Origin of the sequence: Mesorhizobium sp. LNHC232B00, assembly GCF_000502435.1 — a bacterium.
GTDB classification, from domain to species: domain Bacteria; phylum Pseudomonadota; class Alphaproteobacteria; order Rhizobiales; family Rhizobiaceae; genus Mesorhizobium; species Mesorhizobium opportunistum.
In genome coordinates, this window is record NZ_AYWP01000013.1 from 1 (window position 1) to 25,541 (window position 25,541).

Consider the following 25,541-nt stretch of genomic DNA (forward strand, 5'->3'; position numbering starts at 1 on the left):
CTCGCCGGTGGTGGTGCTGGCGGGTCCCGCCGGATCCGGCAAGACGCACCTCGCCGCCATCTGGCGCGCGCATGCCAATGCGGTGGCCGTCGACGCCGGGCGCATCGGCGACAGCATCGCCAATCTTGGCGCCCGCCCGGCGCTGATCGACGATGTCGACGCCGGAGCGGTCGACGAACAAGGCCTGTTCCACCTGATCAATGCCGTGCGTGGCGCCGGCTCGACGCTGTTGTTGACGGCGCGGCGCTTTCCGGCCGCCTGGGGTGTGTCATTGCCCGATCTTGCCTCGCGGCTGAAGGCGGCGGCGACAGTCGAGATCCACGAGCCCGACGACCTTCTGCTGGCGGGTGTCATCACCAAATTGTTCGCCGACCGCCAGGTCGAGGTCGAGCCGCATGTCGTGCAGTATCTGGTGCGGCGCATCGAACGCTCGCTGGCGACGGCGATGCGTGTGGTGGAGCGGCTGGATCGCATCGCGCTCGAGCGCAAAATGCCGATCACCAGGGCGCTCGCCGCCGAAACCGTCAGCGTGATGGACGAAGGACAGGGCGAGTTCGAGATCTGACGGCCACGATGTTCTGATAGAGCCTGCCGGCGTGGCGGCTCTCCGTGTTACCTGCCGGTGTTCCATTTTGGGAAGACAGAGCTGGCATCAGTCTTGCTCCGAGAGTTTGCCGGCTGACCCCGGTCCTGATTGCGTTCCAAATCAGGTTGTAGGCTCGCCGGGGGATGGCGCGGGGTTCTCGCCCGGCGAGCTTGCCTATCGAAAGGCCCAGTATCGACAGGTCCAAAGATCGACGGGCCCAAAGATCGCAGGTCCATGGTCAGCGAGCCACAAAGGCGGCCATGCGTTCATGCCAATGGCTATCGATATCGCGTTTTTGAGAAGGATGGTCGGAGTGGAGAGATTCGAACTCCCGACCCTCTGGTCCCAAACCAGATGCGCTACCAGCCTGCGCTACACTCCGAACGGTCTGTTGCCTATTCATTTCGGCGTTGGATGGCAAGTGCAAAAACCTGCAAGTGCAAAAACCTGCAAGTGCAAAAACCTTGCCGCCGTGCGCATTGCGCAGTAATGACGGGCCAAGGGCGGGCGATACCGCCTTGCACAACAATGAGGTGGCCATGTCCGCGCGCATTTTCAGCCCAGCCAAAACCGCGATGCAGTCCGGCAAGGCCAAGACCGGCTATTGGGTGCTGGAATTCGACCCAGAGATGCGCAAGAAGATCGACCCGCTGATGGGCTATACCACGTCCGGAGACATGAGAAGCCAGATCAGGCTTACCTTCGACACGCGGGAAGAAGCAGTGGCCTATGCCGAAAAGGAAGGCCTTGCCTTCCGCGTCGAGGAGCCGAAAGAGGCCAAGCGCCGCCAGATTTCCTATGCGGAGAATTTCCGCTATGACCGCAGGACGCCCTGGACGCATTGAACGCGTGCCCAAACGGGCGCCAGAGGCAATATCTACCGGCCCCCGGGTCGGCCAGCGGTCCCGTAGCTCAGCTGGATAGAGCACCGGCCTTCTAAGCCGATGGTCACAGGTTCGAATCCTGTCGGGATCGCCAATCTTTTCAGGGTCCGTTCCGGACACATAGGTTACGGTTTATACCGGAGACATGGCTAACACTTGGCCCGAGAGGGTCTTGTGGCCGGGTTTGATTTTGATTGCGTTTTCATTTTAGGAAGACCTAATATCGAGGGGCTTTGAAATCGGCATTTTGGGAGGAGTGTCATGCCTAGAGTTTCAGATCTTTTCTTCAAGACCGCCGTCGTGTGGCTCATTTTGGGAATAGGCGCCGGTTTGCAGATGGCGATCTCGGGCGACCACGGTGCTTTTCCGGCCCATGCACATATCAATCTGCTCGGATGGGTCACAAGCGCGATATTCGGCGGCTACTACGCCCTCAATCCCGCAAAGGCGGCTCGTAAGATCGCAATGATCCACTACGGCCTCTATACGATCGGCTTGGTAATCATGCTGCCAGCGCTGTATCTGATGCTACACGGCGGCTATACGGCGATCGAGCCGGTCGTCGCCGCCGGCTCGCTGATCGTGGCCGCTGCCGTGCTGGTGTTTGCCTTCGTGGTCTTCTCAGGCGCGAGCGTGCGTTTGGCATCTGAGCTGTCGCCAGCCACACGCTGAATTGGCGGAATTGATATCAGCGAGATAAGCCCGCCAGCAAGCTGCGGGCTGCCGGAGCTTTGGGACCGGCGATCGGCCCGCGCAAGCAGCGCCAGAACCTTATTGGCAATTCCGCGTGCCAAAGGTTCGAGGAGGAGCATCCCCGGCGGCACAATATTTTAGCGGCTGCGAAACAAAGATTTCCGACCCGCGTTTAGGCTCGTCCGACATGAGAGCCTCGGGAATGGATCCAGCAACTGCAGCGGTGATGGTTTTGCTTTCGTGCAGCCCGAGCCAAGCGTCCGTCTGCAAACCTGTCAATTGGGCACCTGAGACTCGCTATGCCTCGCTTGAGGAATGCCGTGCCTCATTGGCCGACAGGCTCGCGGCAGCGCCTAGCGGAGAAATAGTCGGCCGATGCCGTCTTGCCGACCAGGCCGTCACCGGCTCGCTGCCTACCGGATATACGACGGTTGTGGTGACCCGAGGCATTGGGAGCAGCGCCGTCAGCACGAGCTATATCGTGCAGCAACACGAGTAAGGTTTCCTGTGAGGAAGCGAGCTACGCGGCGGACTTGATTGTCCGCTGGGCGGACCGCTGGCTGGGCGCCAGCCCATTTTGGGCTCGGGACCGCGGTCCGGCGAGTTCGCAATCCGAGCAAACAAAAGCGCGACAAAATCAGCATGCGTGCCGTCGGCTCCGGCCGCTCAGCATCATCGTCCCGGAATTATTTCGTGATCTTCCTGGCCTGGAACCTTAGCACACACCGCGCGTTCGGGGCCTTGTATTCGCGGTGCCTGATAAACAGGCAGTGTGAGGACCAGCGAAACGGGCGGGGGCAAAATAGGTGCGGGTTGGGGGAGGAGAAGCAGGCCATGTCGAAACGTGAAATTGGAACGTCCCCTGCTTTGGTGCGGCGTATCGCCGAACTCAAGGCCAGAATGCATGATGCCGAAATTTCCGACCATGAGATGAGGACCTTTCACAAGGTCGCCGCCATCATGGGGGCGGGCGACGGTTCGCTGCGACTGGATGCCGACGACCTGATCGCGGCATCCTTCGTTGTCGAGGCGGGTGGGCCGTCACCCAACCGCTGAATTCAGGGTCTCCCCTCATCCAGGCGAAATTCGGTGAATTCGCTTCTGCCGCCGGAGCACTGCCGCCCATTGAGGCAAGCGTGCTCCGGCTCCCGCCAACCGATCTCGAATTGAAACGAACATCTTATCATTTTGTTTGCGTTGGCACGTCATAGTAGAGACGGCTAACGGAGTGAAACGGGATGAAGCTCGACCTGTCGCCGACCAGCTGGGGCAGGGTGGTCGCTGTCACTGCCGCCGGAACGGCGTTCTTTATCGCCGTGGCGTTTTTCGTCGATTCGTTCAATTTCCCCTATCTTTCGACCGAGGCCGTCTGGCGTGCGCAGCTGACCGACCTGATGCTTCCCCTGGTGCTGGGCGGCTCGTTCCTGTTTTTTCTCATGTGGAAGATCCGGCAACTGGCCATAGCCCAGCGCGATCTCAGCGTCATCGCGGCGACGGACAGCCTGACGGCGGTGTTGAACCGAGGCGCCTTCTCGATGCTGGTCGAAGCTTATCTCGAGCAGACCCGCAAACAGGAGCCGACCCGTTCCGGCGCGCTGCTGATCATCGACGCCGACCACTTCAAGTTGATCAACGACCGCCTCGGCCATGACTGCGGCGACCAGGCGCTCAAGCTGATAGCGCAGACGATCAAGGCACAATTGCGCGGCAGCGATATCGTCGGCCGCATTGGCGGCGAGGAGTTCGGCGTGTTTCTGCCTGGTGTCGATCCCTCGCAATCCTGGCTGGTTGCCGAAAGCATCCGCCGGCGCATCAGCGAGATGGACTTTTCGCCCGGTGGCCGCTCCTGTCCGCTTTCCGTCAGCATTGGCGGCACCAGCTTCAACGGGCCGACCACCTATGAGGCGATATTCTCCGCCGCCGACAGACGGCTCTATGCCGCCAAATCGAATGGCCGCGATCAGGTCAGCTTCGATCCGGCACAGGCCGCCCCGGAACCCAGCGCCGCCACCATGCATTGACCACCGCCTTGCAAGTGGCTGGGGGCTGACGCGGGCGGCTTCCTTGACGCTCTCTCACCGCTGTGCTTCCTCCGGGCAAGGCCAGGTAAGCGCAGCGATCATGATCCATTTGTTCAACGGTTTTCAGAACCCGTTTGGCGGCAGTGAACGCGAAACCCTGGACCTGTACCGACTGTTGAGCGCCGATGGGCCGGTGCGGCTGTGGGCAACCTCGTCGCGCGTATCGGACGAGCTGATGCGCCAATTCCCGATTCGCCCCGTCTCGCCGGCAACGCGCAACGCGCCGGACGGTGGCACCTATGTCTTCCTCGGCGCGCATTGGCGCAACAAGCTATGGCCTTACTTGATCCCGAAGCCGCGCCGGCTGATCTATGTCTTCAACACCTTCCACCCGAAGATCATCGCGCTGACGACGCGCATGCCGCGCCTGCTTGGCTGGCCAGACGCCGAACTGGTGTTGATATCCGACTTTCAAAAGCGCCTGTTGCGGGTCGAGGGCGTGGTTCATCCGTCGCCGATCGATATCGACCGTTTCGCGCCACGGCAAGGGAGGCCGGACGGCCCGTTTACGGTCGGCCGGCTGAGCCGCGACACGGCGGACAAGCATCATGCCGACGATGCGGCGCTTTACGAGGCATTGCTGGCCGATGGCGTCGCGGTGCGGATCCAAGGCGGCATGCCGCTCAGGGACAGGCTCGCGCCGCATCCGCTGCTCGAACTCCTGCCGCAGGGCCAATTTGCCGCCGAACAGTTCCTGCCGACGCTCGACGTGTTCTACTACCGCACCGGTTCGCATGTGGAGACGTTCGGCCGCGTCGTGTTCGAGGCGATGGCTTGCGGTTTGCCCGTGGTCTGTCATGTGCATGGCGGCTATGCCGACCACATCAGGCATGGCGAAAACGGCTTTCTGTTCGAAACCACGCAGCAGGCGGCCGGCATCCTGGCCGAGCTCAAGGCCGATCCGGCGCGGCGAGTAACCGTGGGCAAGAAGGCGAGGCAGACCGTCGAACAGCTGTTTTCGCCGCAGGCTTTGCGGCAACAGCTTGATTTCTACCGGCGTTAGCGGCACCACGCCATCTGGCCTTTCCAGACACCGTTCGGCGCGCCATCAGATCGAGCAGGACTTCCACCGATGACATTGATGGGCGCCGCGGCACTGCTGATCCTGGTCCTCACCTATGCCGGCGTCGCTATCGGCCGCATCCCTGGCCTGCGTCTCGACCGCGCGGGGATCGCACTGCTGGGCGGCGCCGCGATGATCTCCATTGGAGCGCTCAGCATGGAGGATGCCTACCGGGCCATCAATTTCGACACCATCACGCTTCTGCTCGGCATGATGATCGTGGTGGCGCATTTGAAGGTATCGGGCGCCTTTCGCGGCCTTGGCGCCATTGCCATCGAGCACGCGCACGCACCGTTCATGCTCCTGGTGATGGTGACGCTTCTAACCGGCGTGCTGTCGGCCTTCCTGGTCAACGACGCCATCTGCCTGGTCATGGCGCCGATCGTCGTCCACGTCACCCGCGTCATCAACCGCAACCCGGTCCCCTATCTGATCGCCACCGCCACGGCATCGAACTGCGGCAGCGTCGCCACCATCACCGGCAATCCGCAGAACATGGTCATCGGCGCCCTATCGGGCATTTCCTATCCGGCCTTTTCGGCGGCGCTGGCGCCGGTCGCGCTGTTCGGGCTGGTCGCGGTCATCGTCATCGTGCGCATGGTCTACCGGGCCGAATTCACCCGTACCGCTCAATTGACCCCGCATGTCTCGCGCGGCCGCATGCATCGCGGGCAAGTGCTGAAGGCGGTGATCGTCTGCATCGGGCTGGCGATCGCCTTCTTTGCCGGCGTTCCCGTGGCCAAGGCGGCGCTGGTCGGCGGCGCCATTCTCCTGCTCACCCGCGCCATCAAGCCTGAACGCATCTACCGCGAAATCGACGGGCCGCTGCTGTTCATGTTCGCAGGGCTGTTCGTCGTGGTTGCCGGCGCCGAAAAGACGCTGCTGACGCCTGATATGATCGCTTCGGCCAAAAATCTCGGCCTGGACAATGTCTGGCGTTTGTCCGGCTTCACCGCCGTGCTCTCCAACATCATGAGCAATGTGCCGGCCGTGCTGGCGCTGAGGCCGTTCATACCGGGCCTGGAGAATCCGCAGCGTGCCTGGCTTGTCGTCGCCATGAGTTCGACGCTCGCCGGCAATTTCACTTTGCTCGGCTCGGTCGCCAACCTGATCGTTGCCGAGCACGCGCGGGTCACCGGCAACCCGTTGTCCTTCGGTGCCTTCTTCAAGGTCGGCTTGCCGCTGACGCTGATCACGCTCGTCGCCGGCACCGCTTGGCTGGCGTTGGGATTCTAATGCATGTCGCCCAAAAGTGATCTCGGTTTTGGGAGAACGACGTGCATAAAAACAAAGGTCTAAAGCGCGTCGCATGAATCCGTTTCGGTGCGACGCGCTTTAGGCCTGGCCTGAGATTCGCGCCTTGACCAGCGTGGCCGCGGCTCGTCCGGCGGCTTCGATGTAGTCGGCATTGCGGTGGATCAGCATGATCGAAAAGCAGCCGTCTATCAGCAGCACGATTTCACGGGCCAGGGCTTGCGGCTCCTCGATGTCGTAGCCGGACAACGCGCCAGCCAGCCATGCCTCGAAGTTGGACTTGTGCCGCGACCCGACCTTGATCGCCGGATGGCCAGGCATCGAGGCGAGTTCCGCGGCGGTGCGCAGGAAGCCGCAACCCTTCCACTTCGGATGGCGCGCCACCCGCGCCAGATTGCTGAAGATCGCCTCGACCTTGCGGTCCGCGCCACCCTCCTGGGCTTCGAACCACGCGGCCATCTGCTTCAGATTGGGCTGGTCGCGCCCGTCGAGATAGGCGGCGATCAGGTCGTCCTTGCTCTTGAAATGGTAGTAGAGCGTCCGCTTGGTGAGCCCGGCCTTTTCGGCGACGGCATCGACGCTGACACGGCCGATTCCCTCGGCGTAGAACAGCTTCGTCGCGGCTTCGACGATGCGTTTGCGGGTCGGGCTTTGAGCTTCAGGCATGGGCTATGTATACCGACTAGTGAATATACAGGCAACCGAAAGCATGTTCCTTTTCTCGCCGCAAGCTGAAGAGGAAAAGCAAATGACCGATCTTGTCCTGAACGAGACCCGCGACGAGGTTGCCGTCCTCACCCTCAATCGTCCGGAAAAACTCAACGCGTTGAACTATGCCCTGATCGATCGCCTGCTCGCGATCCTCGACGAGATTGAAGTCGATGGCAGCGTCCGGGCTGTCATCCTCACCGGAGCAGGGGAGCGGGCTTTCTCGGCGGGTGGCGACATCCATGAATTTTCGGCCAGCGTGGCACTTGGTTCCGATGTCGCCATGCGCGACTTCGTCATGCGCGGACAGCGGCTGACGGCGAGGCTGGAAGCGTTCCGCAAACCGATCATCGCGGCCGTCAACGGCATCGCTTTTGGCGGTGGCTGCGAGATCACCGAGGCCGTGCCGCTCGCCATCGCCAGCGACCGAGCTCTGTTCGCCAAGCCGGAGATCAACCTTGCAATGCCGCCGACCTTTGGCGGAACGCAGCGCCTGCCGAGGCTGGTGGGGCGCAAGCGGGCACTTGAACTGCTGTTGACGGGCGACTGGTTTCCGCCGGCGCGGGCGCTTGAGTTCGGTCTCGTCAGCGAGGTTGTGCCGCATGCCGAGCTGATGCCGGCGGCTTTTGATCTGGCCAGGCGCATCCTGCGGCACTCGCAACCGGCCATCGCCAGCATTCTGACGGCAGTGGCGCGAGGCCTCAACCAGAGCATTGCCGAAGGGCTGCTGGTCGAGGCCGAGCAGTTCGCCCGCATGGCCCCCACCACCGATCTGCGCGAAGGGCTCGATGCCTGGATCGAGCGCCGCAAGCCGGGCTTCGACGGCTCATGGACCCATATCGCACGGCCGGAGGAGGCCCGGCGGGCCTCCTCCGCGTTGGATCACGGCGACACCAGCAATCGGCCCTTCATGTTAGGATGGAAGCGGCAGAAATAGTCGACCGTTCCCGCCGCCTTCAATGTCAGGCTTGCTGATTTCCGTGGCGGGATCATCACCTCCCAGCCGCCTTTCACTGTGGCTGTGTGGGAGATCACGTCCTTGTTCAGCCACTCGATCGTGTCGCCGACCTTCGCCTCGACGGCATCAGGCGAAAAGACTAGCTTGTCGATGGTGACCTGGATGGTCGCGGCCGCCGCCGGCACCGTCACGAGGACTAGCGCCAATGCGGCCAGCCATAGCAGGCGATTTGAAGCGCCCGCTTTCATTTCAGCATGCCGGCGACGTGTTCGGCATGCTGCTCATGGCCCTGGAAGATCTTCAGGCCGGTCTCCAGCAGGCCCTTCAACTCGGCATTGCTGGCCGAGGGAATGAGCAGGGTTTCGAGTGCGCCGTTGACCTGCTTGTGGTAGGCGACCTCGTTGTCGACATAAGCCTTGTCGAAGGCTGCGCCTTTCAGCTTGGCGAGCTTGGCGCGTTCCTCTTTCGCCGCCTTCGTCAGTGCCTGGCTGGTGGCGTTGTCCTCGGGCTTCACCTTGAGCTTCTTGACCAGGTCGAGCGCCTGCTTGTTCACCGCTTCATGGTCGCGCTCCATGTCATTGGCGAAATCGAGAACCTCCTTGTTCTTCGATTTCTTGATCGCCTGCTTGGCGGCCTCGATGTCGAGGACGCCGGCCGTATAGGCGATATGGGCGATCTGCGGGTCGGTCGGCTTGTCGGCGGCCCGTGCCGCAAACGGGGCGGCGCTGACGAGAAGCAAGGCGGCAAGGGCGGCGGTGTATCGGGTGAACATGGCATCCTCCTTGCCCGGTCGCGAGAGGCGCCGGGCTCGCATTTTTCAGTTGACGCTGATTGGATGCGGAAGCTGGAGAAACGTTCCCGGAAAATCAGGACAGGATCATTCGAAGCCCAGCCTTCCCATCACCGCCTGGGTCAGCCGCTCGCAGCGCCGGCCGGCGAAGGGGAAGGCGTCGAGCAGCACCGGGCCGATCTCGTCGTCCAGCGCCTTGCGCAACAGGGCACGCGCCCGGTGCAGCCTTGTCTTGACCGTCTCCGGCCGCAGACCGAGCAGGTCGGCGGTTTCCTCCATGCTCAGGCCCTCGATGACGCGGGCCACGAAGACCATGCGGTAGATATCGGGCAGGCTGTCGGTCGCCCGTTCGACAAGTGCGAGAATCTGCCGCTGCGCCATCGTCCGCTCCGGATCGTCGCTGGGATTGAGGGGAAAGCGGATGATCCGCGCTTCCGGATTTTCAGGCATCGCCACAATGCGACGCCTCTTGCGCAGCCGGCCCAGCGCCTCGTTGATGACGATGCGCGACAGCCAGGTGGCGAGCGAGGACTCGCCACGGAATGCCGCCAGGCTGGCGAAGGCGTGGACATAAGCCTCCTGGACGATGTCCTCGGCCTCGGCGTCGTTGCGCACCACGCCGCGCGCGATGCGGAAGAGCCGCTGGTTGTGCGTCTTGATGATGGCGCGGAAGGCGTCCGCCTCGCGCGCCAGCGCTCGCTGCACGAGCAGCATGTCGCTGGAAGGGTTTTGGGCCACTGCGGGCGTGGCGGGCATTGCGAGCTTGCTCATCGCGACCAGATCTCCCGAATAGACGCCCGAACAGACACTTGACTGCACGTTGGATGCGCCTGCCGCAAAAAGGTTCCCGGGTTTCGGCGATCCGACGTCGCTTTTTTAGGCCGCCGCCAATCCCTTGTCTGCCGTCTGCACGCGCGCGGCCGCCGCCAGAAGATCGGTCTGCGTGATCAGGCCGAGAATGCGCCGCTCGCCGTCGACGATGACCACGGCGTGGCTGCGGCCGTCGGTCAGCACGGGAAGCAGGCTCATCGCCGGCGTATCGGGCGAGGCGGTGCCGGCCCTGGACATCACACCCTTCACCGTATCGACGGCCTTCGTCAGTTCCCGCAGGCCGACGGCGCCGACCAGCCTTGCTTCGGCGTCGACCACCGGCAAGGTGCGGATGTTGTGATCGAGCAGCTGCTGGCGCGCCTCGTCGACCGTGGCTTGCTCGGGAACTGAAACCACGTCACGCGACATGATGTCCTGGCAAAGCAGCGTCCGGTGCGACCGCACCATCGCCTGCAGTTCGACTTGTCTCAACAGCCGTTCAAGGTCGTCGCGGTCGATGTCGAAGGTTTCGTCGAGTGTGGTCAGCGCCGCATCGACGTCCTCGGGCCGGAAGCCGACGCGCTGCCCCGCCGGCGGATCGGCGGTGCCGTGGCTGTTGGCGGGGGGTGCGGCGACGTGCGGGTAGTTGCGCCGTGCCAGCCTGTGGAAGAGGAAGCCGAGCGTGACCAGGATGATCGAATTCAGGGCTACCGGCACGAAGGGAAACAGGAAGCCCGCGCTGACGACGGCCGGCCCGCCGAGCACCGCCGTCAACGCCGCGGCACCACCCGGCGGATGCAGGCAGCGCGTGAACGACATCGCCGCGATGGCGAGCGCCACCGCGAGGCCGGAGGCAAATATCGGATCATGGACAAAATGCATGACGGTCACGCCCACCAGCGCGGATATGGAATTGCCGCCGATGATCGACCAGGGCTGCGCCAGCGGGCTCGCGGGCACGGCGAAGAGAAGCACCGCCGAGGCGCCCATCGGCGCCACCAGCAGGGCCACATGCGGGCCGCCGCCCATCGCCAGTCCGCTGATCGCGCCGGTCAGTGCGATGCCGATCGTCGCTCCGATGCACGCCAACAGGCGTTCACGCAGCGTCGCGCCGGCAAGGATAGGGACAAAAAGACGAAAGGCCATGGCAACTTTGTGGTGGAGTGATCGGCTTGGTGACGAATGGATTGGCTAAAAAGCCGTGCAGCACGCAATGATGCCGAACCCACGAATTTGAAAGTCAAACAAATCCGGAAAGCCGCGGCCCGGGAGAATAATATTGCGCGCCACGCCGCGCTGGGATGCTGCGAGCGGCTCGCGCTTTGTCATCAGCGTCAATGCCTTGCGGCTGTTTGCTGGTTCTGTCCGGCAGCCGGCCCGCACGCGCGGTCAGGCGGCGGCCGCGGCGGCCAGACCACGCTGGATATCCGCCTTCAGATCCTCGACATCCTCGAGGCCGATCTGCAGGCGGATCAACGGGCCTTCATAGGCGGCTTTTGCAACGACGCGATCGCCGAGCCAGACCGGCACGGCGAGGCTCTCGTAGCCGCCCCAGGAATAGCCGAGCCCGAAGATCCGCAACGCGTCGAGGAAGGCGTGCTGCTGTTTCTGGCCGCCGCCGGCAAGCACGATGGAGAAGATGCCGCTGGAACCGCAGAAGTCGCGCTTCCACAGGCCATGGTCCGGGTGGCTGGGGAGGGCAGGGTGGAGAACGCTCGCCACGCCCGGCTGGCCCTCGAGCCACGACGCGATGGCGAGCGCGCTGCGCTGATGATGCTCCAGCCGCACGCCCATGGTGCGCAGGCCGCGCAGCACCTGGTAGACGTCGTCGGGTCCAGCACAGCAGCCAAGCGTGCAAAAGCTCTCATAGAGCTGCTTCCAGCAGCGCTCATTGGCCGAAACCGTGCCAAGCAGCACGTCGGAATGGCCGGCCGGATATTTCGTCGCCGCATGGATGGAGATGTCGACGCCATGGTCGAGCGGGCGGAAGTAGAGCGGCGTCGCCCAGGTGTTGTCCATCATCACGATGGCGCCGGCCGCATGCGCGGCCGCGGCGATGGCCGGAATGTCCTGCACCTCGAAGGTATTTGAGGCCGGCGATTCCGTGAACACCACCTTGGTATTAGGCTTGATCAGGGCGGCGATGCCCGCGCCGATATGGGGGTCGTAATACTCGACCTCGACCCCCAGCCGCTTCAGCATGGTGTCGGCGAAATTGCGGGTCGGGTGATAGACGGAATCGACGATCAGCAGGTGATCGCCGGCCGATACGAAGGCGAGCAGCGGTATGGCCACCGCCGCAAGCCCTGACGGCACCACGATCGTGCCGGCCGAGCCTTCCAACGCGTCGATGGCGTGGGCAAGGGCGTCCGTCGTCGGCGTACCGCGCGTGCCGTAAGTGTATTTCTGGTTGCGCGCCGCCATCGCGGCGGCATTGGGAAACAGCACGGTCGAGGCATGCACCACCGGCGGATTGACGAAGCCGAAATAGTCGTGCGGGTTGTTGCCCGAATGGGCAAGCCGCGTGTTGATGCCCATCTTGCCTGGCCCGCTGCCGTCATTCGCCATTCTTGATCGCCTCGTTTGACAAGGCGCTAGCCATAGTGCGGTGCCATGGGCCGTGCAACAGCCCAGCCGCCGCCACGGGACGGACTTCGGATGTGCCAATTCGAAGACAGCTTTGCCGAGTGCGATCTGGCCGCCGGATATTGTAAGCCGCCGCAAAAGGTATATGATGGATATCTAATACAAAATAGGCGGGCCAATCTTACCGGATGTTCAATCCCGGCAGCGGCTAACGCACTGGCAAATTGGGCTTCCGCATCACCGCTTTTCGCTCCCGCCGAACAACAATGGGAGGGATCGTTATGCCCAACGTCAAGTGGATGTTAAAGGCGCGTGAATTCGTCAATTGCAACTGCGCCTATGGCTGCCCGTGCCAATTCAACGCCTTACCGACCTACGGCTTCTGCCAGGCCGTGGTCGGCATGGAGGTTGAAAGCGGCTATCACGGCGACACCAGGCTCGATGGCCTGCGCTTTGCGGGTGTGTTTCGCTGGCCTGGCGCAATTCATGAAGGCGGCGGCGAGGCGGCGGTGGTCATCGACGAACGGGCGAACGAGGCGCAGCGCGTAGCCCTGCTTCGCATTCTCGGCGGCGAGGACACCGAGCCCGGAGCGACCATATTCCAGGTTTTCTCGACCACGCTGGATACGCTGCATGACCCGATCTTCGCCGCCATCGACTTCAAGGTCGACGTCGACGCAAGGACAGGCCATCTGCAGGTGCCGGGCGTCACCGAGGGCCATGGCGAGCCGATCAAGAATCCCGTCACCGGCGCCGAGCATCGGGCGCGCATAGACCTTCCGCGCGGTTTCGAATACGCACTGGCCGAAATCGGGCGCGGCTGGACCAAGGCGACCGGTCCGATCGCGTTCGAATTGGCCGATTCCCACAGCCACTTTGCCAATCTGCATCTCACGGAAAGTGGTATCGTGCATTGAGCCGACCATGAGCGACACGGCCCTCGAGGCGGCGCTGCGGCGCGACCGCGCGGTCGTGACGGCCGCGCTCGTCGTGATCGCCGTGCTCGCCTGGGCCTATGTGCTGTGGCTCGCCGCCGGCATGGTCACCCCCGGTTCGCCCNGCGCCGGCCGGCGCGGGCAGCGGCATGGCCGAAATGGACATGTCGAACATGGCCGGCATGAACATCGCCGGCATGGACATGGGCGCCACCGCGGCGCCCGTTTTCCGGGCCTGGGCAGCGGCGGATTTCGCTTTCATCTTCACGATGTGGACGGTGATGATGGTCGGCATGATGACGCCTTCGGTGGCGCCGATGCTGCTGCTTTACGCCGGCGTCGGCCGCAAGGCGCGGGCCGACGGCCGGCCCATTGCCTCGACGGGATGGTTTTTTGCCGGTTATCTCGCGGTCTGGGTCGTCTTCAGCCTGGTGGCGACCGCCGCGCAATGGCTGCTCGCCGGCCTTGCCTTGCTCAGCCCTTCGATGGCGACCGACAGCGCGATCCTCGGCGGTCTCGTTCTGATCGCGGCCGGCCTTTATCAATGGACGCCGTTGAAGGGCGTCTGCCTGCGGCAATGCCAGGCGCCGATCGCGTTCCTGGCCAGCCATGGCGGGTTCCGTTCCGCTCCGTTCGGCGCGCTTCGGCTCGGTGTCGCCCACGGTGCCTATTGCCTCGGCTGCTGCTGGGCGTTGATGGCCCTGCTGTTCGTCGGTGGCGTCATGAACGTGCTGTGGATCGCCGGCATCGCCGCACTCGTCCTGCTGGAGAAGATCATCCCCACAGGGCAATTGGTGCCGCGCATTACGGGCGTGCTGATGGCCGCAATCGGCGTCTGGTTCATCGTCGGAGCATCCTGAACAGCTTCGCATCCTCGCCCGCGAACGCCGGGCCCGGAGACAGATGATGTCAGTCGATCGCGGCGAGTCGCCAGTAACGCCGAGTAACGGGCAAGGACGGATTTCGACCGGGAACCTCACTTTACGTAAAGCTGATCGTGCCGACTTTATTTGCGCTCATGACTAAATCGCGGGCGCTCTTGTCCGCAATTCAGGCATTCGGGGCAATCGATTTTCAAACACGTTGGAAATCAGTCATTTCCCTTGACCTCACGGGAATTATCGCCTTCGATGCTGTCCGTGAATGGGAGGCAGCGCGTCGGTTTACGACGCGGGGTTCCGGGAATGGGCCGGAATGGGAGCTGCGTTCACACGGGAAAAAAGATCAGGTTTTGCCTGAAAACAGAAAAGGGTCTGTGGGTCATGAAACACATTGCTATCGGCATTCTTGGCGCCGCTGCGCTTGGATTGATGGCGTCGGCCGCGTCGGCTACCACGCTCGACACGGTCAAGGCGAAAGGCTTCATCCAGTGCGGCGTCTCGACAGGCCTCGCCGGCTTCTCCGCGCCGGACGACAAGGGTGACTGGCAAGGCATCGATGCGGATTTCTGCCGTGCTGTCGCAGCCGCCGTCTTCGGTGATGGCACCAAGGTCAAGTTCACGCCGCTCAGCGCCAAGGAGCGCTTCACCGCCCTGCAGTCCGGCGAAGTCGACATCCTGTCGCGCAACACCACCTGGACCATCAACCGCGACACGGCACTTGGCCTGAATTTCATCGGCGTCACCTACTATGACGGCCAGGGCTTCATGATCAATGCCAAGAAGCTGCCGGGCGTCAACTCGGCCCTCCAGCTTTCGGGCGCCGCAGTCTGCGTGCAGAGCGGCACCACCACCGAGCTCAACCTCGCCGACTACTTCAAGGCGAACAAGATGGAGTACAACCCGGTCGTCTTCGAGAAGCTCGAAGAGGTCAATGCCGCCTATGACGCGGGCCGCTGCGACGTCTACACCACCGACCAGTCGGGCCTCTACGGCATCCGCCTGACCCTCGGGTCGCCGGCGGATCACGTCGTGCTGCCCGAGATCATCTCCAAGGAGCCGCTCGGACCGGCGGTGCGCCAGGGCGACGACCAGTGGTACCACATCGTCAAGTGGACTTATTTCGCGCTGCTCGACGCCGAGGAACTCGGCATCACCAAGGCCAATGTCGATGAGATGAAGAACTCCGCCAGTCCGGAGATCAAGCGCGTGCTCGGCCAGGAAGCCGACACCAAGATCGGCACCGATCTCGGTGTCTCCAACGACTGGGTCGTCAACATCGTCAAGGCCGTCGGCAACTACGGCGAAATGTTCGATCGCAATGTCGGCTCGGGCAGCCCGCTCAAGATCGCCCGCGGCATCAACGCGCTGTGGACCAAGGGCGGCCTGCAATACGCTCCGCCGATCCGCTGACCGAAATGTGATCCGGGAGGCAGATCGTCTGCCTCCCGGTTTCTCTTTCCAGGGGATAGTCGCATGGCATCGCAGGAAATCCTTCGCGAGGAGCCAAGCCGGGCTTCGTTCGTCAATGATCCGAAAGTCCGCAGTCTCTTCTTCCAGACGCTGGTCGTCATCGTGCTGTTCGGCTCTGTCTGGTGGATCGTGCAGAACGTCATCGACAATCTGCAGCGCCTGCACATCGCCTCCGGCTTCGGTTTCCTCAGGGGACGCGCCGGTTTCGACATCTCGGACACGCCGATCGCCTATACGTCGGACTCGACCTATGGCCGCGCCATCGTCGTCGGCCTGATCAACACCATCATCGTTGCCGTCGCCGGCATCATCACCGCCACCATCATCGGCTTCGTCATCGGCATCGGCCGTTTGTCGCAGAACTGGCTGATCCAGAAGATCTGCACCGTCTATGTCGAGATCTTCCGCAACATCCCGCCGCTGCTGGTCATCTTCTTCTGGTATTCGGGCGTGCTGGCCGTGCTGCCGCCGCCGCGTGACAGCTACAACCTGCCCTTCGGCTCCTTCCTCAACCAGCGCGGCTTCTACTTTCCGCGCCCGGTCTGGGGCGACGGCTCCTGGCTGATCCTGGTCGCGCTCGTCGTCGGCATCGCCATGGCGTGGTTCGTCGCCCGCAAGGCGCGTCAGCGGCAGATGGCGACAGGCCAGCAATTTCCGGTGTTGTGGACTTCCGTGGCGCTGATCGTCGGGCTGCCGCTGCTGGCTTACGTGCTGAGCGGCTTTCCGCTGAGTTTCGATCTTCCGAAACAGTCGACCTTTAACCTGACCGGCGGCTTTCAGGTCAAGCCGGAGTTCCTGTCGCTCTACCTGGCGCTGTCCTGCTACACGGCGGCCTTCATCGCAGAGATCGTGCGGGCCGGCATCAGGGGCGTAAGCAAGGGCCAGACCGAGGCCGCCGCCGCCCTTGGCTTGCGGTCCGGATCGATCCTGCGGCTGGTTGTGGTGCCGCAAGCCATGCGCATCGTCATTCCGCCGCTGACCAGCCAGTATCTCAACCTGACCAAGAACTCCTCGCTGGCCATCGCCATCGGCTACCCCGACCTGACGGCGACCGCCGGAACGGTGCTCAACCAGACCGGACAGGCGGTCGAAGGCGTGCTGATCATGATGATCGCCTATCTCATCCTCAGCCTGGTGACATCGGCCGTCATGAACGTGGTCAACGCCAGAATGGCGCTGGTGGAGAGGTAGGACCATGCAGGAACACGACATGACCTGGGTGCGTACCGAGATGGCGCTGGCGCAGCCGCCGCCGGCAAGCGTCAGCGGTCCGATCGCCTGGGTGCGCAAGAACCTGGTCGGCACGGTCGGCGACACCATCCTGACCATCCTCGGCATCATCATCGTCGCCTGGGTGCTGCCGCAGGTCATCGGCTGGGCGTTCATCAATGCCGTCTGGACCGGGCCGGATCGCACCGTCTGCGCGACCGTGGCGCAAGGCGGCATTCAGCCGGATGGCTGGAGCGGCGCCTGCTGGGCCTTCGTCAACGCCAAGTTCGGCCAGTTCATGTTCGGCACCTATCCGGTCGAGGAGCGTTGGCGGCCGATCGTGGTCGCCATCCTGTTCGCGGCGCTGCTGATACCGATGCTGATCCCGCGCGTGCCCCGCAAGGGGTTGAACGCCATCCTGCTTTTCCTGGTGCTGCCGATCGTTTCCTTCTTCCTTCTGGTCGGCGGCATGTTCGGCCTGCCGCATGTCGAAACCTCGCGCTGGGGCGGGCTGCTGATCACGCTCAGCCTCTCCTTCGTCGGCATCGCCGTGTCGCTGCCGCTGGGCACCGTGCTGGCGCTCGGCCGGCGCTCCAAGATGCCGATCGTCAAGATGCTGTGCGTCATCTTCATCGAGGCCGTGCGCGGCATCCCGCTGATCACCGTCCTGTTCTTCGTCAGCGTCATGCTGCCGCTGTTCCTGCCGGCCGGCGTCACCTTCGACAAATATTTGCGGGCGCTGATCGGCGTGTCGCTGTTTGCAGCCGCCTATATGGCCGAGGTGGTGCGTGGCGGGCTGCAGGCGATCCCGAAGGGCCAGTATGAAGGCGCCGATTCGCTCGGCCTCGGCTACTGGCAGAAGATGAGCCTGATCGTGTTGCCGCAGGCGCTGAAGCTGGTCATCCCCGGCATCGTCAACACCTTCATCGGCATGTTCAAGGATACCAGCCTGGTCCTCATCATCTCGATGTTCGACCTGCTCGGCATCGTCAAGCAGAACTTCTCCGACGCCAATTGGGCGACGGCGCAGACCGCGAAATCCGGTCTCGTCTTCGCCGCCTTCGTGTTCTGGCTGTTCTGCTTCGGCATGTCGCGCTATTCAATGTACACTGAACGCCGGCTCGACACCGGCCACAAACGCTAAACAAAAAAGCAAGGGGACCCCGTCATGGCCACCGAAAATGCCGTCAGCGCGGAAGAGATCAAGGTCAACGCCGCCAAGATGCATATCTCCACCACCGATGTCGCCATCGACATCATCGCCATGCACAAATGGTATGGCGAGTTCCATGTGCTGAAGGACATCAATTTGAAGGTGATGCGCGGCGAGCGCATCGTCATCTGCGGCCCGTCCGGCTCCGGCAAATCGACGATGATCCGCTGCATCAACCGGCTGGAAGAGCACCAGAAGGGCAAGATCATCGTCGACGGCAAGGAACTGACCAATGATCTGAAGAAGATCGACGAGGTGCGCCGCGAGGTCGGCATGGTGTTCCAGCACTTCAACCTGTTCCCGCATCTGACCATCCTGGAGAACTGTACGCTGGCGCCGATCTGGGTGCGCAAGACGCCGAAGAAGCAGGCCGAGGAAATCGCCATGCACTTCCTCAAGCGCGTGAAGATCCCGGAACAGGCCAACAAATATCCCGGCCAGCTGTCCGGCGGCCAGCAGCAGCGCGTAGCGATCGCGCGCTCGCTGTGCATGAACCCGCGCATCATGCTGTTCGACGAGCCGACCTCGGCGCTCGATCCGGAAATGATCAAGGAAGTGCTGGAGACCATGGTTGGCCTGGCCGAAGAAGGCATGACCATGCTGTGCGTCACCCACGAAATGGGCTTTGCCCGCAAGGTCGCCAACCGGGTGATCTTCATGGATCAGGGCCAGATCGTCGAGCAGAACACGCCGGCCGAGTTCTTCGACCACCCGCGCCACGAGCGCACGAAACTGTTCCTGTCGCAGATCCTGCACTGAGCGATCCGACGCCAGTTCAGGAAGCCCGGCCGCACCACGGCCGGGCTTCCTTGCATTTGAGCGAGTGGATCGCTTGCATTGGAACGCGACTGAGCCGCAGAGTCGCCGCCTCATGAGAAAACTCGGCCGTTTTCTGGCTCTGCTGTTGATAGCGGCCGCGCTCGCCGCGACGCTCGGCACGCTGTTGCCGCGGCCACTGTGGCCGGCCGCCGCTGCGGGCGAGGGCACCCGGCACATATTGGTGCTGAAGAACCCGATCCACACCGACATCGCCATTCCGGTGGACGATGCCGTGCGCCGGCGCTTTCGTTTCCTGGTCGAGGCCGGCATCCCGGCCGACAGTCCCGAGGTGCGCTACATCGTCTTTGGCTGGGGTGGCCGCGCCTTCTATCTGGAAACGCCGACCTGGTCGCAGCTGAAGGCCATTCCGGTGATGAAAGCACTGACCATCGACGCGTCGGTCATGCATGTCGATGTCGCCGGCGCCATCGCCGAGCCACATCCCGACATTGCCGGTTTCGACATCGGCGAGGACCGTTTTGCGGATTTGCTCGATTTTATCGCAGCCAGCTTCCAGCAGGGGACTGGCGGCCCAATCGTCATCGAGAATGCAGCCTATTCCAGGTTCGACCGCTTCTACGAGGCGAACGGGCATTTCAACGCACTGGTCGGCTGCAACACCTGGACGGCGGCGGCGCTACGCACCGCCGGCCTGCGCACCGGCTGGTGGAACCCGCTTCCGGCTTCGCTGGGGCTGTCGATGCGGCTGTATGATTAGCGTGGGCATTCCGCGGATTGGCAAGCGTCGCGTTCCTTCGCGCCCCCCTCTGTCCTGCCGGACATCTCCCCCACGAGGGGGGAGATCGGATCTCGCTCCGGCTTTCGCTAATCTCCAACGTTTGCAAAAAGGACGCCGGCGCCAAAGCTGCCAATCTCTCCCCTCGTGGGGGAGATGTCCGGCAGGACAGAGGGGGGCGCTGTCCCGCCAGCCTATCGATTTCTTTATTGTCTCGATGTCCTACCGCCTGACAATCTTCGGTTGCTCCCAGCCGTAGAGCCAGTCCAGATCCGCCGCGAGCTTTTCCGCCGGCCGCGTCGCCAGCACCAGGTTGCGAGCCAAGGCCACCGGGCCCCAGGCGTGCCAGGCCAGCCGGTTGAGCGCGCCGCGCCGGGTCACCTTCTCGACGCGCGGTCGCCTGAGATTTTCCCAAATCGCCAGGCCCTGCTTCGGATCAGCCGGGAAATCGGCAATTACCCCGGCAAGCGTTGCGGCATCTTCGATGGCCATGGCAGCCCCTTGTGCCGCGAATGGGGTCATCGCATGTGCGGCGTCGCCAATCAGGGCGATGCCGGTTGGTGTCGTCCAGTGCTGCTTCTGGTCGACTGTGTGGAGCGGCCAGGTCAGCCACGGGCCGGCCATTTCCACCAGTCTTGCAAGGGCTGCCGCCGTGCCGCTCATTGCATTGGCGAGGATGACGGGATCGGCACGACCCGACCAATCCTCGGCAATGCGCTCGCCTTTGGTGAAGGCGACAAGGTTGAAGGCATCGCCCTTGCTGACGGGGTAGGCGACCATGTGGAATCCCGGATGCAGAAAAGTCGTGACACAATCAGCCGCCCCAATCGCGGCAAAGGCTTGTCCGGCGTCGCTATCGGCGGCGACGGTCGTGCGCCAGGCCAGTTCGCCGGAAAAACGGCTTCTTGACGATCCCTCCCGAGCCCGATCGACAACCGCGCGCACGGACGACCACACGCCGTCGGCGCCGACCAGAAGGAAGCCCTGCGACTGGACGATCTTGCCGTCCGTCTCCCCGTCCGTCTCCAGCGTCGCCGTCACACCATGGTCGCCTGTGGCAAAGCCGCTGACGCGCGCACCCTTGACCAGCTGAATATTCGGGCTTTCGGCGACGTGTGCGGTCAGCGCGCTCTGCAGATCGGCTCTGTGGGCGACGAGATAAGGCGCGCCCCAGCGTTCTTCGGCGGCTTGCCCGAGGGGGACACGCGCCAGTTCGCGCAACGTCCTTGCGTCCTTCAGCACCACGGCCTCAGGCCGCACCGCGGCCGGCAGCAGCCGGTCGAGCACGCCGAGTTGGCGCAGGATGCGTGTCGCGTTGGGGGAAAGCTGAATGCCGGCTCCCACGGCCTCCAGCCGCTGCGCCTGTTCGAACACCTGCACGGGATAGCCGCGTTCGGCGAAGGCAAGCGCCGCGGTCAGCCCGGCAACGCCCGCTCCTGCGATGACGACTTGCCGCTTGTCGTCCATCAGGCCCGTCGCGGAAGGATCAGGCGGCCTGGTCGATGTAAAGGCAGCCCGCCGGCAGCGTTTCCGTGGCCTTCAGCTTCGGCGAATAGCGGTAGAGCGTCGAGCAATAGGGGCAGACCTTCTCATTGTCGTCGCCCATGTCGAGAAACACATGCGGATGGTCGAAAGGCGGGTTGGCGCCCGTGCACATGAATTCCTTGACACCGATGTCGATTGCCGGAAAGCCCGCATCGTTCTGGAAATGGGGAATGGAACCGCCTGCCATCGTCGTCTCCTTAACGCAGTCTCGCATGCATCTGGATCATAACAGGTCTCTTTGCAAGATCGATGAAATCAAACTGTCGCAAAAGCCTGTCAGAGGATAAGTTAAGCCGGTTAACCGGCCGAGCTGGTGGGAAGAGCAGGAACAATGAACGAACTGAAGCCGGTGCAGAGCGAATTCATCAATGTCGAGGCGGCAAGCCCGGAGGGCGGCAATCCAGACCGTTTCGTCAATCGCGAGTTTTCCTGGCTGCAGTTCAATCGCCGCGTGCTCGAGGAATCGCTGAACACCAATCACCCGCTGCTGGAGCGCGTCCGCTTCCTGTCGATCTCGGCCGCCAATCTCGACGAGTTCTTCATGGTCCGTGTCGCCGGCCTCGCCGGCCAGGTGCGCGAGGGCATCGTCTTGAAGAGCCCTGACGGCCGCACGCCCGAACAGCAGCTCGAACAGCTGCTGCGCGAGGTCGAGCGGCTGCAGGAAGACCAGCAGAAGAGCCTATCGGCGCTGACCGTGCTGCTCAACAAGGAAGGCATCGAGACCATTACGCGGGATGCGCTGACCAAGGATGAGAAGGCCTGGCTGGAAGAGCATTTCCAGGACCAGGTGTTTCCGGTGCTGACGCCGTTGTCGATCGACCCGGCGCATCCATTCCCGTTCATTCCCAATCTCGGTTTCTCGATGGCGCTGCAGCTTCGCCATCGCAAGAATGGCGAGGAGATGAGCGCGCTCTTGCGCCTGCCGGTGGCGCTGAAGCGCTTCATCCGCCTTCCGGATCGCAAGCACCATGTCCGCTTCATCCCGCTGGAAGAGGCGGTCGGCCTCTATATCGGCAAGCTGTTCCCCGGCTATGAGGTCAAGGGTTCCGGCACATTCCGCATCATCCGCGACAGCGACATCGAGGTCGAGGAGGAATCGGAAGACCTCGTGCGCCTGTTCGAGACGGCGCTGAAGCGCCGCCGTCGCGGTTCGGTGATCCGCATCGAATTCGACAAGCTGATGCCCAGCGAATTGCGCGACTTCGTTGCCGGAGAGCTTGGCGTCTCGTCGAGCCGCATCAGCGTGCTCACCGGCCCGTTGGCGCTCAGCCAGATCTCCGAGATCGTGGCGGTCGCCCGCGACGACCTGAAGTTCACGCCCTACAATCCGCGCTTTCCCGAGCGCATCCGCGAGCATGGCGGCGACTGTTTTGCCGCCATCCGCGAGAAGGACATCATCGTCCACCACCCCTATGAATCCTTCGACGTCGTGGTGCAGTTCCTGCGTCAGGCCATGGCCGACCCCGAGGTGGTGGCGATCAAGCAGACGCTTTACCGCACCTCCAACGACAGCCCGATCGTGCGCGCGCTGGTCGATGCGGCCGAGGCCGGTAAGTCGGTGACCGCGCTTGTCGAGCTCAAGGCCCGTTTCGACGAGGAAGCCAACATCCGCTGGGCGCGCGATCTGGAGCGCGCCGGCGTGCAGGTCGTGTTCGGTTTCCTCGAACTCAAGACCCACGCCAAGATGTCGCTGGTGGTGCGCCGCGAGGACGGCAAGCTGCGCAATTACGTGCATCTGGGCACCGGCAACTACCATCCGGTCACCGCGCGCATCTACACCGACCTGTCCTTCTTCACCACCGATCCGACGATCGCCCGCGACGTCGCCCAGCTGTTCAATTTCATCACCGGCTACGCCGAGCCGACCGATGAAATGCGGCTGGCGATCTCGCCCTTCACGCTGAGAAGCCGCATCCTGAAGCACATTTCCGCCGAAGTCGCCCACGCGCTGGAGGGAAAGCCGGCGCGCATCTGGATGAAGATGAACGCGCTTGTCGACCCGATCATCATCGATGCGCTCTATGATGCCAGCCGCGCCGGCGTCGAGATCGACCTCGTCGTACGCGGTATCTGTTGCCTCCGGCCTCAGGTTCCCGGGCTTTCGGAAAACATCCGGGTGAAGTCGATCGTCGGCCGGTTCCTCGAGCACAGCCGCATCTATTGCTTCGGCAATGGCCATGGCCTGCCCTCGGACGAAGCGATCGTCTACATCTCCTCGGCCGATCTCATGCCGCGCAATCTCGACCGCCGCGTCGAGACGATGGTGCCGATCACCAATCCAACTGTGCATGAACAGGTCCTTGGCCAGATCATGCTCGGCAACATCATGGACAATCAGCAAAGTTTCGACGTATTGGCTGATGGAACCTCCCGGCGCGTCGTGCTGGAGGAGGGCGAGGAACCGTTCAACGCGCAGGAATATTTCATGACCAATCCGAGCCTGTCGGGACGGGGTGACGCGCTGAAGTCGCACGCGCCCAAGCGCATCGCGCAGTTCAAGCGCCGCAAGAAGAACGCCGCAGCGTCCGGCTGATGCTGTCTGATTCCCAGGGCCGGCTGCAGGACCGCCGACCGCTGTCCATCATCGACATCGGTTCGAATTCGATCCGCCTTGTCGTCTATGAGGGGCTGGCGCGCTCGCCGACCATGCTGTTCAACGAAAAGATGCTGGCCGGCCTTGGCCGTGGCATCGTTTCGACCGGCAAACTCGATCCCGAGGCGGTGACGCGCTCGATGGAGGAGTTCCGCCGCTTCCGTGCGCTCTCCGACCAGGCCGGGGCCGAGCATATGTATGTGCTGGCCACCGCTGCCGCCCGCGAGGCGATCAACGGTCCCGATTTCATCCACCGCGCCGAAGAGGTGCTGAAGACCGAAATCCGTGTCATCAGCGGACGCCAGGAGGCCTATTATTCGGCGCTCGGTGTCATTTCCGGCTTCCATCCGGCCAACGGAATCGCCGGCGATCTCGGCGGCGGCAGCCTCGAACTGGTCGACGTCAATGGCGAGGCGATCGGCGATGGCATAACGCTGCCGCTCGGTGGCCTGCGCCTGCAGGACATGGCCAAGAACTCGCTCACCCAGGCGCAGAAGATCGCGCGCGACGAACTGGCGCGGGCCAAGCTGTTGAAGGGCGGGCAGGGCCGGCCCTTCTACGCCGTCGGCGGCACCTGGCGAAACCTCGCCCGGCTGCACATGGAGATGACCAACTACCCGCTTGGCGTCATGCACCACTACGAGATATCCGCCGAGAGCGCGACGGCCTTTCTCAAGCAGGTGGCAAAAGCCGAGATCGAGAAGATCAAGGGCATTGAAGGCGTATCGAAAAATCGCCGCTCGCTGCTGCCTTACGGCTCTATCGTGCTGCAGGAGATCATGGCGGCCATGCAGCCGTCGAAGATCATCGTCTCGGCACTCGGTGTGCGCGAAGGCTTCCTCTATTCGCTGCTCGACGAGGCCGAGCAGAAGGCCGATCCGTTGATTTCGGCATCCGAGGAACTCGCCCGGCTACGCTCGCGCTCGCTCACCCATTCGCATGAACTGGTCGACTGGACGGCAAAATCCTTTGCCGCCTTCGGCATCGATGAGACCGAGGACGAGGCGCGCTACCGTCACGCCGCCGCTTTGCTGGCCGATATCGGCTGGCGCGCCCATCCGGAGTATCGCGGCAGGCAGTCGCTCAACATCATCGCGCACGCCTCCTTCTTCGGCGTCGACCATCCCGGCCGTGCCTTCCTGGCCTTGGCCAACGCTTATCGCCACGATGGCATCTTCAACGAATCCATCGCGCCCGAAATCAAGGCGCTGGCGACGCCGCGCTATCTGGAACGTGCCCGGGTTCTGGCGGCGATGATGCGCGTGGTCTATCTGCTGACGGCCTCGATGCCCGGCATCATGCCCAGGCTAAAGTGGGAGCAGCGCGCAAACGGCGTGCTGGCGCTGGTGTTGCCGGCCTCGCTGGCCGACCTCTATGGCGAACGGCCGGCCGGGCGCCTAGCGCAACTGGCGCGCATCACCAACCGTCGGCTGGTGCTGGCGGTCGAGGGCGGCCCGAGCATGTCGGTGAAATGAACACGGCCCATCAGAGCGTGATTTATCGGACCCACGCGGATATTGAATCAATTCAATCGCGCCACTTGCCAGCGGTTTCGCGTTTGATGACCGGCTTCCCCCACTCCGTCGCTGCTTCGCAGCGCCACCTCTCCCCCCTCCGGAGGGAGAGGAAGGGAGCCTCGTTGGAANTCCCCCACTCCGTCGCTGCTTCGCAGCGCCACCTCTCCCCCCTCCGGAGGGAGAGGAAGGGAGCCTCGTTGGAAAAGCGTT

The 25,541-nt window shown here is 63.2% G+C and carries 25 protein-coding genes, 2 tRNA genes and 1 pseudogene; 18 read left to right on the forward strand and 10 right to left on the reverse strand.

What is annotated here, in order from left to right; all coding sequences use genetic code 11:
• Positions 1 to 565, forward strand: a 565-nt coding sequence (locus X743_RS152100) for a DnaA/Hda family protein (RefSeq protein WP_023766407.1), incomplete at its 5' end; no start/stop codon positions are given.
• Between the two features lie 326 nt (positions 566 to 891).
• Here X743_RS152100 and X743_RS152095 read toward each other — a convergent pair.
• Positions 892 to 968, reverse strand: a tRNA-Pro gene (locus X743_RS152095).
• A 157-nt stretch (positions 969 to 1,125) separates the two neighbouring features.
• On the opposite strand from X743_RS152095, the gene X743_RS152090 reads away from it, so the two are divergent.
• From X743_RS152090 to X743_RS152060, 7 genes are all read left to right on the forward strand, one after another.
• Positions 1,126 to 1,431 carry an ETC complex I subunit gene (locus X743_RS152090; protein WP_013896224.1) on the forward strand — a complete coding sequence of 102 codons (306 nt, stop codon included), beginning with the start codon at positions 1,126 to 1,128 and terminating at the stop codon, positions 1,429 to 1,431.
• A 56-nt stretch (positions 1,432 to 1,487) separates the two neighbouring features.
• Positions 1,488 to 1,564: transfer RNA gene (locus X743_RS152085), tRNA-Arg, on the forward strand.
• A gap of 167 nt (positions 1,565 to 1,731) precedes the next feature.
• Positions 1,732 to 2,142 (forward strand): hypothetical protein, encoded by a 411-nt coding sequence (locus X743_RS152080; RefSeq protein WP_023766408.1) that lies wholly within the window; start codon positions 1,732 to 1,734, stop codon positions 2,140 to 2,142.
• Between the two features lie 855 nt (positions 2,143 to 2,997).
• The gene (locus tag X743_RS152075) at positions 2,998 to 3,219 is read left to right on the forward strand and encodes a hypothetical protein (RefSeq protein WP_023766409.1); all 222 of its coding nucleotides are present in this window, start codon (positions 2,998 to 3,000) and stop codon (positions 3,217 to 3,219) included.
• Between the two features lie 182 nt (positions 3,220 to 3,401).
• Positions 3,402 to 4,184, forward strand: a complete 783-nt coding sequence (locus tag X743_RS152070; protein ID WP_023766410.1) for a GGDEF domain-containing protein — start codon at positions 3,402 to 3,404, stop codon at positions 4,182 to 4,184.
• Positions 4,185 to 4,284: 100 nt separating this feature from the next.
• Positions 4,285 to 5,247 carry a glycosyltransferase family 4 protein gene (locus X743_RS152065; RefSeq protein WP_023766411.1) on the forward strand — a complete coding sequence of 321 codons (963 nt, stop codon included), beginning with the start codon at positions 4,285 to 4,287 and terminating at the stop codon, positions 5,245 to 5,247.
• A 69-nt stretch (positions 5,248 to 5,316) separates the two neighbouring features.
• Positions 5,317 to 6,543, forward strand: coding sequence for an anion transporter (locus tag X743_RS152060; RefSeq protein WP_023766412.1), 1,227 nt, complete (start codon positions 5,317 to 5,319; stop codon positions 6,541 to 6,543).
• Between the two features lie 99 nt (positions 6,544 to 6,642).
• Here the strand turns inward: X743_RS152060 and X743_RS152055 are convergent, their stop codons facing one another.
• A complete protein-coding gene (locus X743_RS152055; RefSeq protein WP_023766413.1) occupies positions 6,643 to 7,227 on the reverse strand; it encodes a TetR/AcrR family transcriptional regulator in 585 nt (194 codons plus the stop codon).
• Positions 7,228 to 7,309: 82 nt separating this feature from the next.
• Between X743_RS152055 and X743_RS152050 the strand changes: the two genes are divergently transcribed.
• Entirely contained in the window at positions 7,310 to 8,206 is an 897-nt protein-coding gene (locus X743_RS152050) for a crotonase/enoyl-CoA hydratase family protein (RefSeq protein ID WP_023766414.1), read from the forward strand.
• On the opposite strand, the gene X743_RS152045 is transcribed toward X743_RS152050, so the two are convergent.
• From X743_RS152045 to X743_RS152025, 6 genes are all read right to left on the reverse strand, one after another.
• Positions 8,152 to 8,475, reverse strand: coding sequence for a cupredoxin family copper-binding protein (locus tag X743_RS152045; protein ID WP_023766415.1), 324 nt, complete (start codon positions 8,473 to 8,475; stop codon positions 8,152 to 8,154). The genes X743_RS152050 and X743_RS152045 overlap by 55 nt on opposite strands.
• A complete protein-coding gene (locus X743_RS152040) occupies positions 8,472 to 8,999 on the reverse strand; it encodes a DUF4142 domain-containing protein (RefSeq protein ID WP_023766416.1) in 528 nt (175 codons plus the stop codon). Before X743_RS152040 ends, X743_RS152045 begins: the two co-directional genes overlap by 4 nt.
• Before the next feature lie 105 nt (positions 9,000 to 9,104).
• Entirely contained in the window at positions 9,105 to 9,788 is a 684-nt protein-coding gene (locus X743_RS152035; RefSeq protein ID WP_023766417.1) for an RNA polymerase sigma factor, read from the reverse strand.
• Between the two features lie 105 nt (positions 9,789 to 9,893).
• Complete coding sequence (locus tag X743_RS152030) at positions 9,894 to 10,973, reverse strand: HPP family protein (protein WP_023766418.1); 1,080 nt, start codon at positions 10,971 to 10,973, stop codon at positions 9,894 to 9,896.
• Positions 10,974 to 11,018: 45 nt separating this feature from the next.
• Positions 11,019 to 11,156, reverse strand: a complete 138-nt coding sequence (locus X743_RS1000000172095; protein ID WP_156934439.1) for a hypothetical protein — start codon at positions 11,154 to 11,156, stop codon at positions 11,019 to 11,021.
• 60 nt (positions 11,157 to 11,216) lie between these two features.
• Complete coding sequence (locus X743_RS152025) at positions 11,217 to 12,395, reverse strand: cystathionine beta-lyase (RefSeq protein ID WP_023766419.1); 1,179 nt, start codon at positions 12,393 to 12,395, stop codon at positions 11,217 to 11,219.
• Between the two features lie 299 nt (positions 12,396 to 12,694).
• On the opposite strand from X743_RS152025, the gene X743_RS152020 reads away from it, so the two are divergent.
• The 7 genes and pseudogenes from X743_RS152020 to X743_RS151995 all read left to right on the forward strand — a co-directional run bounded on the left by X743_RS152020 (position 12,695) and on the right by X743_RS151995 (position 19,658).
• Positions 12,695 to 13,330, forward strand: a complete 636-nt coding sequence (locus X743_RS152020; protein ID WP_023766420.1) for a DUF1326 domain-containing protein — start codon at positions 12,695 to 12,697, stop codon at positions 13,328 to 13,330.
• A gap of 7 nt (positions 13,331 to 13,337) precedes the next feature.
• Positions 13,338 to 14,208 (forward strand): annotated as a pseudogene (locus tag X743_RS01000000169025) (DUF2182 domain-containing protein).
• 402 nt (positions 14,209 to 14,610) lie between these two features.
• The gene (locus X743_RS152015; RefSeq protein WP_023766421.1) at positions 14,611 to 15,639 is read left to right on the forward strand and encodes an amino acid ABC transporter substrate-binding protein; all 1,029 of its coding nucleotides are present in this window, start codon (positions 14,611 to 14,613) and stop codon (positions 15,637 to 15,639) included.
• A gap of 63 nt (positions 15,640 to 15,702) precedes the next feature.
• Positions 15,703 to 16,890: an amino acid ABC transporter permease gene (locus tag X743_RS152010; protein WP_013896207.1), complete on the forward strand. Its 1,188-nt coding sequence runs from the start codon at positions 15,703 to 15,705 to the stop codon at positions 16,888 to 16,890.
• Positions 16,891 to 16,894: 4 nt separating this feature from the next.
• Positions 16,895 to 18,052: an amino acid ABC transporter permease gene (locus X743_RS152005; protein ID WP_023766422.1), complete on the forward strand. Its 1,158-nt coding sequence runs from the start codon at positions 16,895 to 16,897 to the stop codon at positions 18,050 to 18,052.
• 24 nt (positions 18,053 to 18,076) lie between these two features.
• Positions 18,077 to 18,880 carry an amino acid ABC transporter ATP-binding protein gene (locus X743_RS152000; protein WP_010915400.1) on the forward strand — a complete coding sequence of 268 codons (804 nt, stop codon included), beginning with the start codon at positions 18,077 to 18,079 and terminating at the stop codon, positions 18,878 to 18,880.
• A gap of 112 nt (positions 18,881 to 18,992) precedes the next feature.
• The gene (locus tag X743_RS151995) at positions 18,993 to 19,658 is read left to right on the forward strand and encodes a TIGR02117 family protein (RefSeq protein WP_023766423.1); all 666 of its coding nucleotides are present in this window, start codon (positions 18,993 to 18,995) and stop codon (positions 19,656 to 19,658) included.
• A 240-nt stretch (positions 19,659 to 19,898) separates the two neighbouring features.
• Here X743_RS151995 and X743_RS151990 read toward each other — a convergent pair whose 3' ends face one another.
• Complete coding sequence (locus tag X743_RS151990; RefSeq protein ID WP_023766424.1) at positions 19,899 to 21,143, reverse strand: FAD-dependent monooxygenase; 1,245 nt, start codon at positions 21,141 to 21,143, stop codon at positions 19,899 to 19,901.
• Positions 21,144 to 21,162: 19 nt separating this feature from the next.
• On the reverse strand, positions 21,163 to 21,408 hold the full coding sequence (locus X743_RS151985; RefSeq protein ID WP_013896203.1) for a zinc-finger domain-containing protein: 246 nt from the start codon (positions 21,406 to 21,408) through the stop codon (positions 21,163 to 21,165).
• A 144-nt stretch (positions 21,409 to 21,552) separates the two neighbouring features.
• Here X743_RS151985 and X743_RS151980 point away from each other — a divergent pair, with 144 nt between their 5' ends.
• Positions 21,553 to 23,754: an RNA degradosome polyphosphate kinase gene (locus X743_RS151980; protein ID WP_023766425.1), complete on the forward strand. Its 2,202-nt coding sequence runs from the start codon at positions 21,553 to 21,555 to the stop codon at positions 23,752 to 23,754.
• The gene (gene ppx, locus X743_RS151975) at positions 23,754 to 25,289 is read left to right on the forward strand and encodes an exopolyphosphatase (RefSeq protein WP_013896201.1); all 1,536 of its coding nucleotides are present in this window, start codon (positions 23,754 to 23,756) and stop codon (positions 25,287 to 25,289) included. Before X743_RS151980 ends, ppx begins: the two co-directional genes overlap by 1 nt.
• Positions 25,290 to 25,541 lie beyond the last annotated feature (252 nt).

Bases quoted from the DNA above. Each gene is read 5' to 3' on its own strand.
- X743_RS152035 (WP_023766417.1), bottom strand. From the start codon at position 9,788: ATGAGCAAGCTCGCAATGCCCGCCACGCCCGCAGTGGCCCAAAACCCT.
- X743_RS152075 (WP_023766409.1), top strand. From the start codon at position 2,998: ATGTCGAAACGTGAAATTGGAACGTCCCCTGCTTTGGTGCGGCGTATC.
- X743_RS152040 (WP_023766416.1), bottom strand. From the start codon at position 8,999: ATGTTCACCCGATACACCGCCGCCCTTGCCGCCTTGCTTCTCGTCAGC.
- X743_RS152050 (WP_023766414.1), top strand. From the start codon at position 7,310: ATGACCGATCTTGTCCTGAACGAGACCCGCGACGAGGTTGCCGTCCTC.
- X743_RS152000 (WP_010915400.1), top strand. From the start codon at position 18,077: ATGGCCACCGAAAATGCCGTCAGCGCGGAAGAGATCAAGGTCAACGCC.
- X743_RS152070 (WP_023766410.1), top strand. From the start codon at position 3,402: ATGAAGCTCGACCTGTCGCCGACCAGCTGGGGCAGGGTGGTCGCTGTC.
- X743_RS152010 (WP_013896207.1), top strand. From the start codon at position 15,703: ATGGCATCGCAGGAAATCCTTCGCGAGGAGCCAAGCCGGGCTTCGTTC.
- X743_RS152015 (WP_023766421.1), top strand. From the start codon at position 14,611: ATGAAACACATTGCTATCGGCATTCTTGGCGCCGCTGCGCTTGGATTG.
- X743_RS151990 (WP_023766424.1), bottom strand. From the start codon at position 21,143: ATGGACGACAAGCGGCAAGTCGTCATCGCAGGAGCGGGCGTTGCCGGG.
- X743_RS152030 (WP_023766418.1), bottom strand. From the start codon at position 10,973: ATGGCCTTTCGTCTTTTTGTCCCTATCCTTGCCGGCGCGACGCTGCGT.
- X743_RS152090 (WP_013896224.1), top strand. From the start codon at position 1,126: ATGTCCGCGCGCATTTTCAGCCCAGCCAAAACCGCGATGCAGTCCGGC.
- X743_RS152045 (WP_023766415.1), bottom strand. From the start codon at position 8,475: ATGAAAGCGGGCGCTTCAAATCGCCTGCTATGGCTGGCCGCATTGGCG.
- X743_RS152080 (WP_023766408.1), top strand. From the start codon at position 1,732: ATGCCTAGAGTTTCAGATCTTTTCTTCAAGACCGCCGTCGTGTGGCTC.
- X743_RS151980 (WP_023766425.1), top strand. From the start codon at position 21,553: ATGAACGAACTGAAGCCGGTGCAGAGCGAATTCATCAATGTCGAGGCG.
- X743_RS152025 (WP_023766419.1), bottom strand. From the start codon at position 12,395: ATGGCGAATGACGGCAGCGGGCCAGGCAAGATGGGCATCAACACGCGG.
- X743_RS1000000172095 (WP_156934439.1), bottom strand. From the start codon at position 11,156: ATGACAAAGCGCGAGCCGCTCGCAGCATCCCAGCGCGGCGTGGCGCGC.
- X743_RS152005 (WP_023766422.1), top strand. From the start codon at position 16,895: ATGCAGGAACACGACATGACCTGGGTGCGTACCGAGATGGCGCTGGCG.
- X743_RS151985 (WP_013896203.1), bottom strand. From the start codon at position 21,408: ATGGCAGGCGGTTCCATTCCCCATTTCCAGAACGATGCGGGCTTTCCG.
- X743_RS151995 (WP_023766423.1), top strand. From the start codon at position 18,993: ATGAGAAAACTCGGCCGTTTTCTGGCTCTGCTGTTGATAGCGGCCGCG.
- X743_RS152060 (WP_023766412.1), top strand. From the start codon at position 5,317: ATGACATTGATGGGCGCCGCGGCACTGCTGATCCTGGTCCTCACCTAT.
- ppx (WP_013896201.1), top strand. From the start codon at position 23,754: ATGCTGTCTGATTCCCAGGGCCGGCTGCAGGACCGCCGACCGCTGTCC.
- X743_RS152065 (WP_023766411.1), top strand. From the start codon at position 4,285: ATGATCCATTTGTTCAACGGTTTTCAGAACCCGTTTGGCGGCAGTGAA.
- X743_RS152055 (WP_023766413.1), bottom strand. From the start codon at position 7,227: ATGCCTGAAGCTCAAAGCCCGACCCGCAAACGCATCGTCGAAGCCGCG.
- X743_RS152020 (WP_023766420.1), top strand. From the start codon at position 12,695: ATGCCCAACGTCAAGTGGATGTTAAAGGCGCGTGAATTCGTCAATTGC.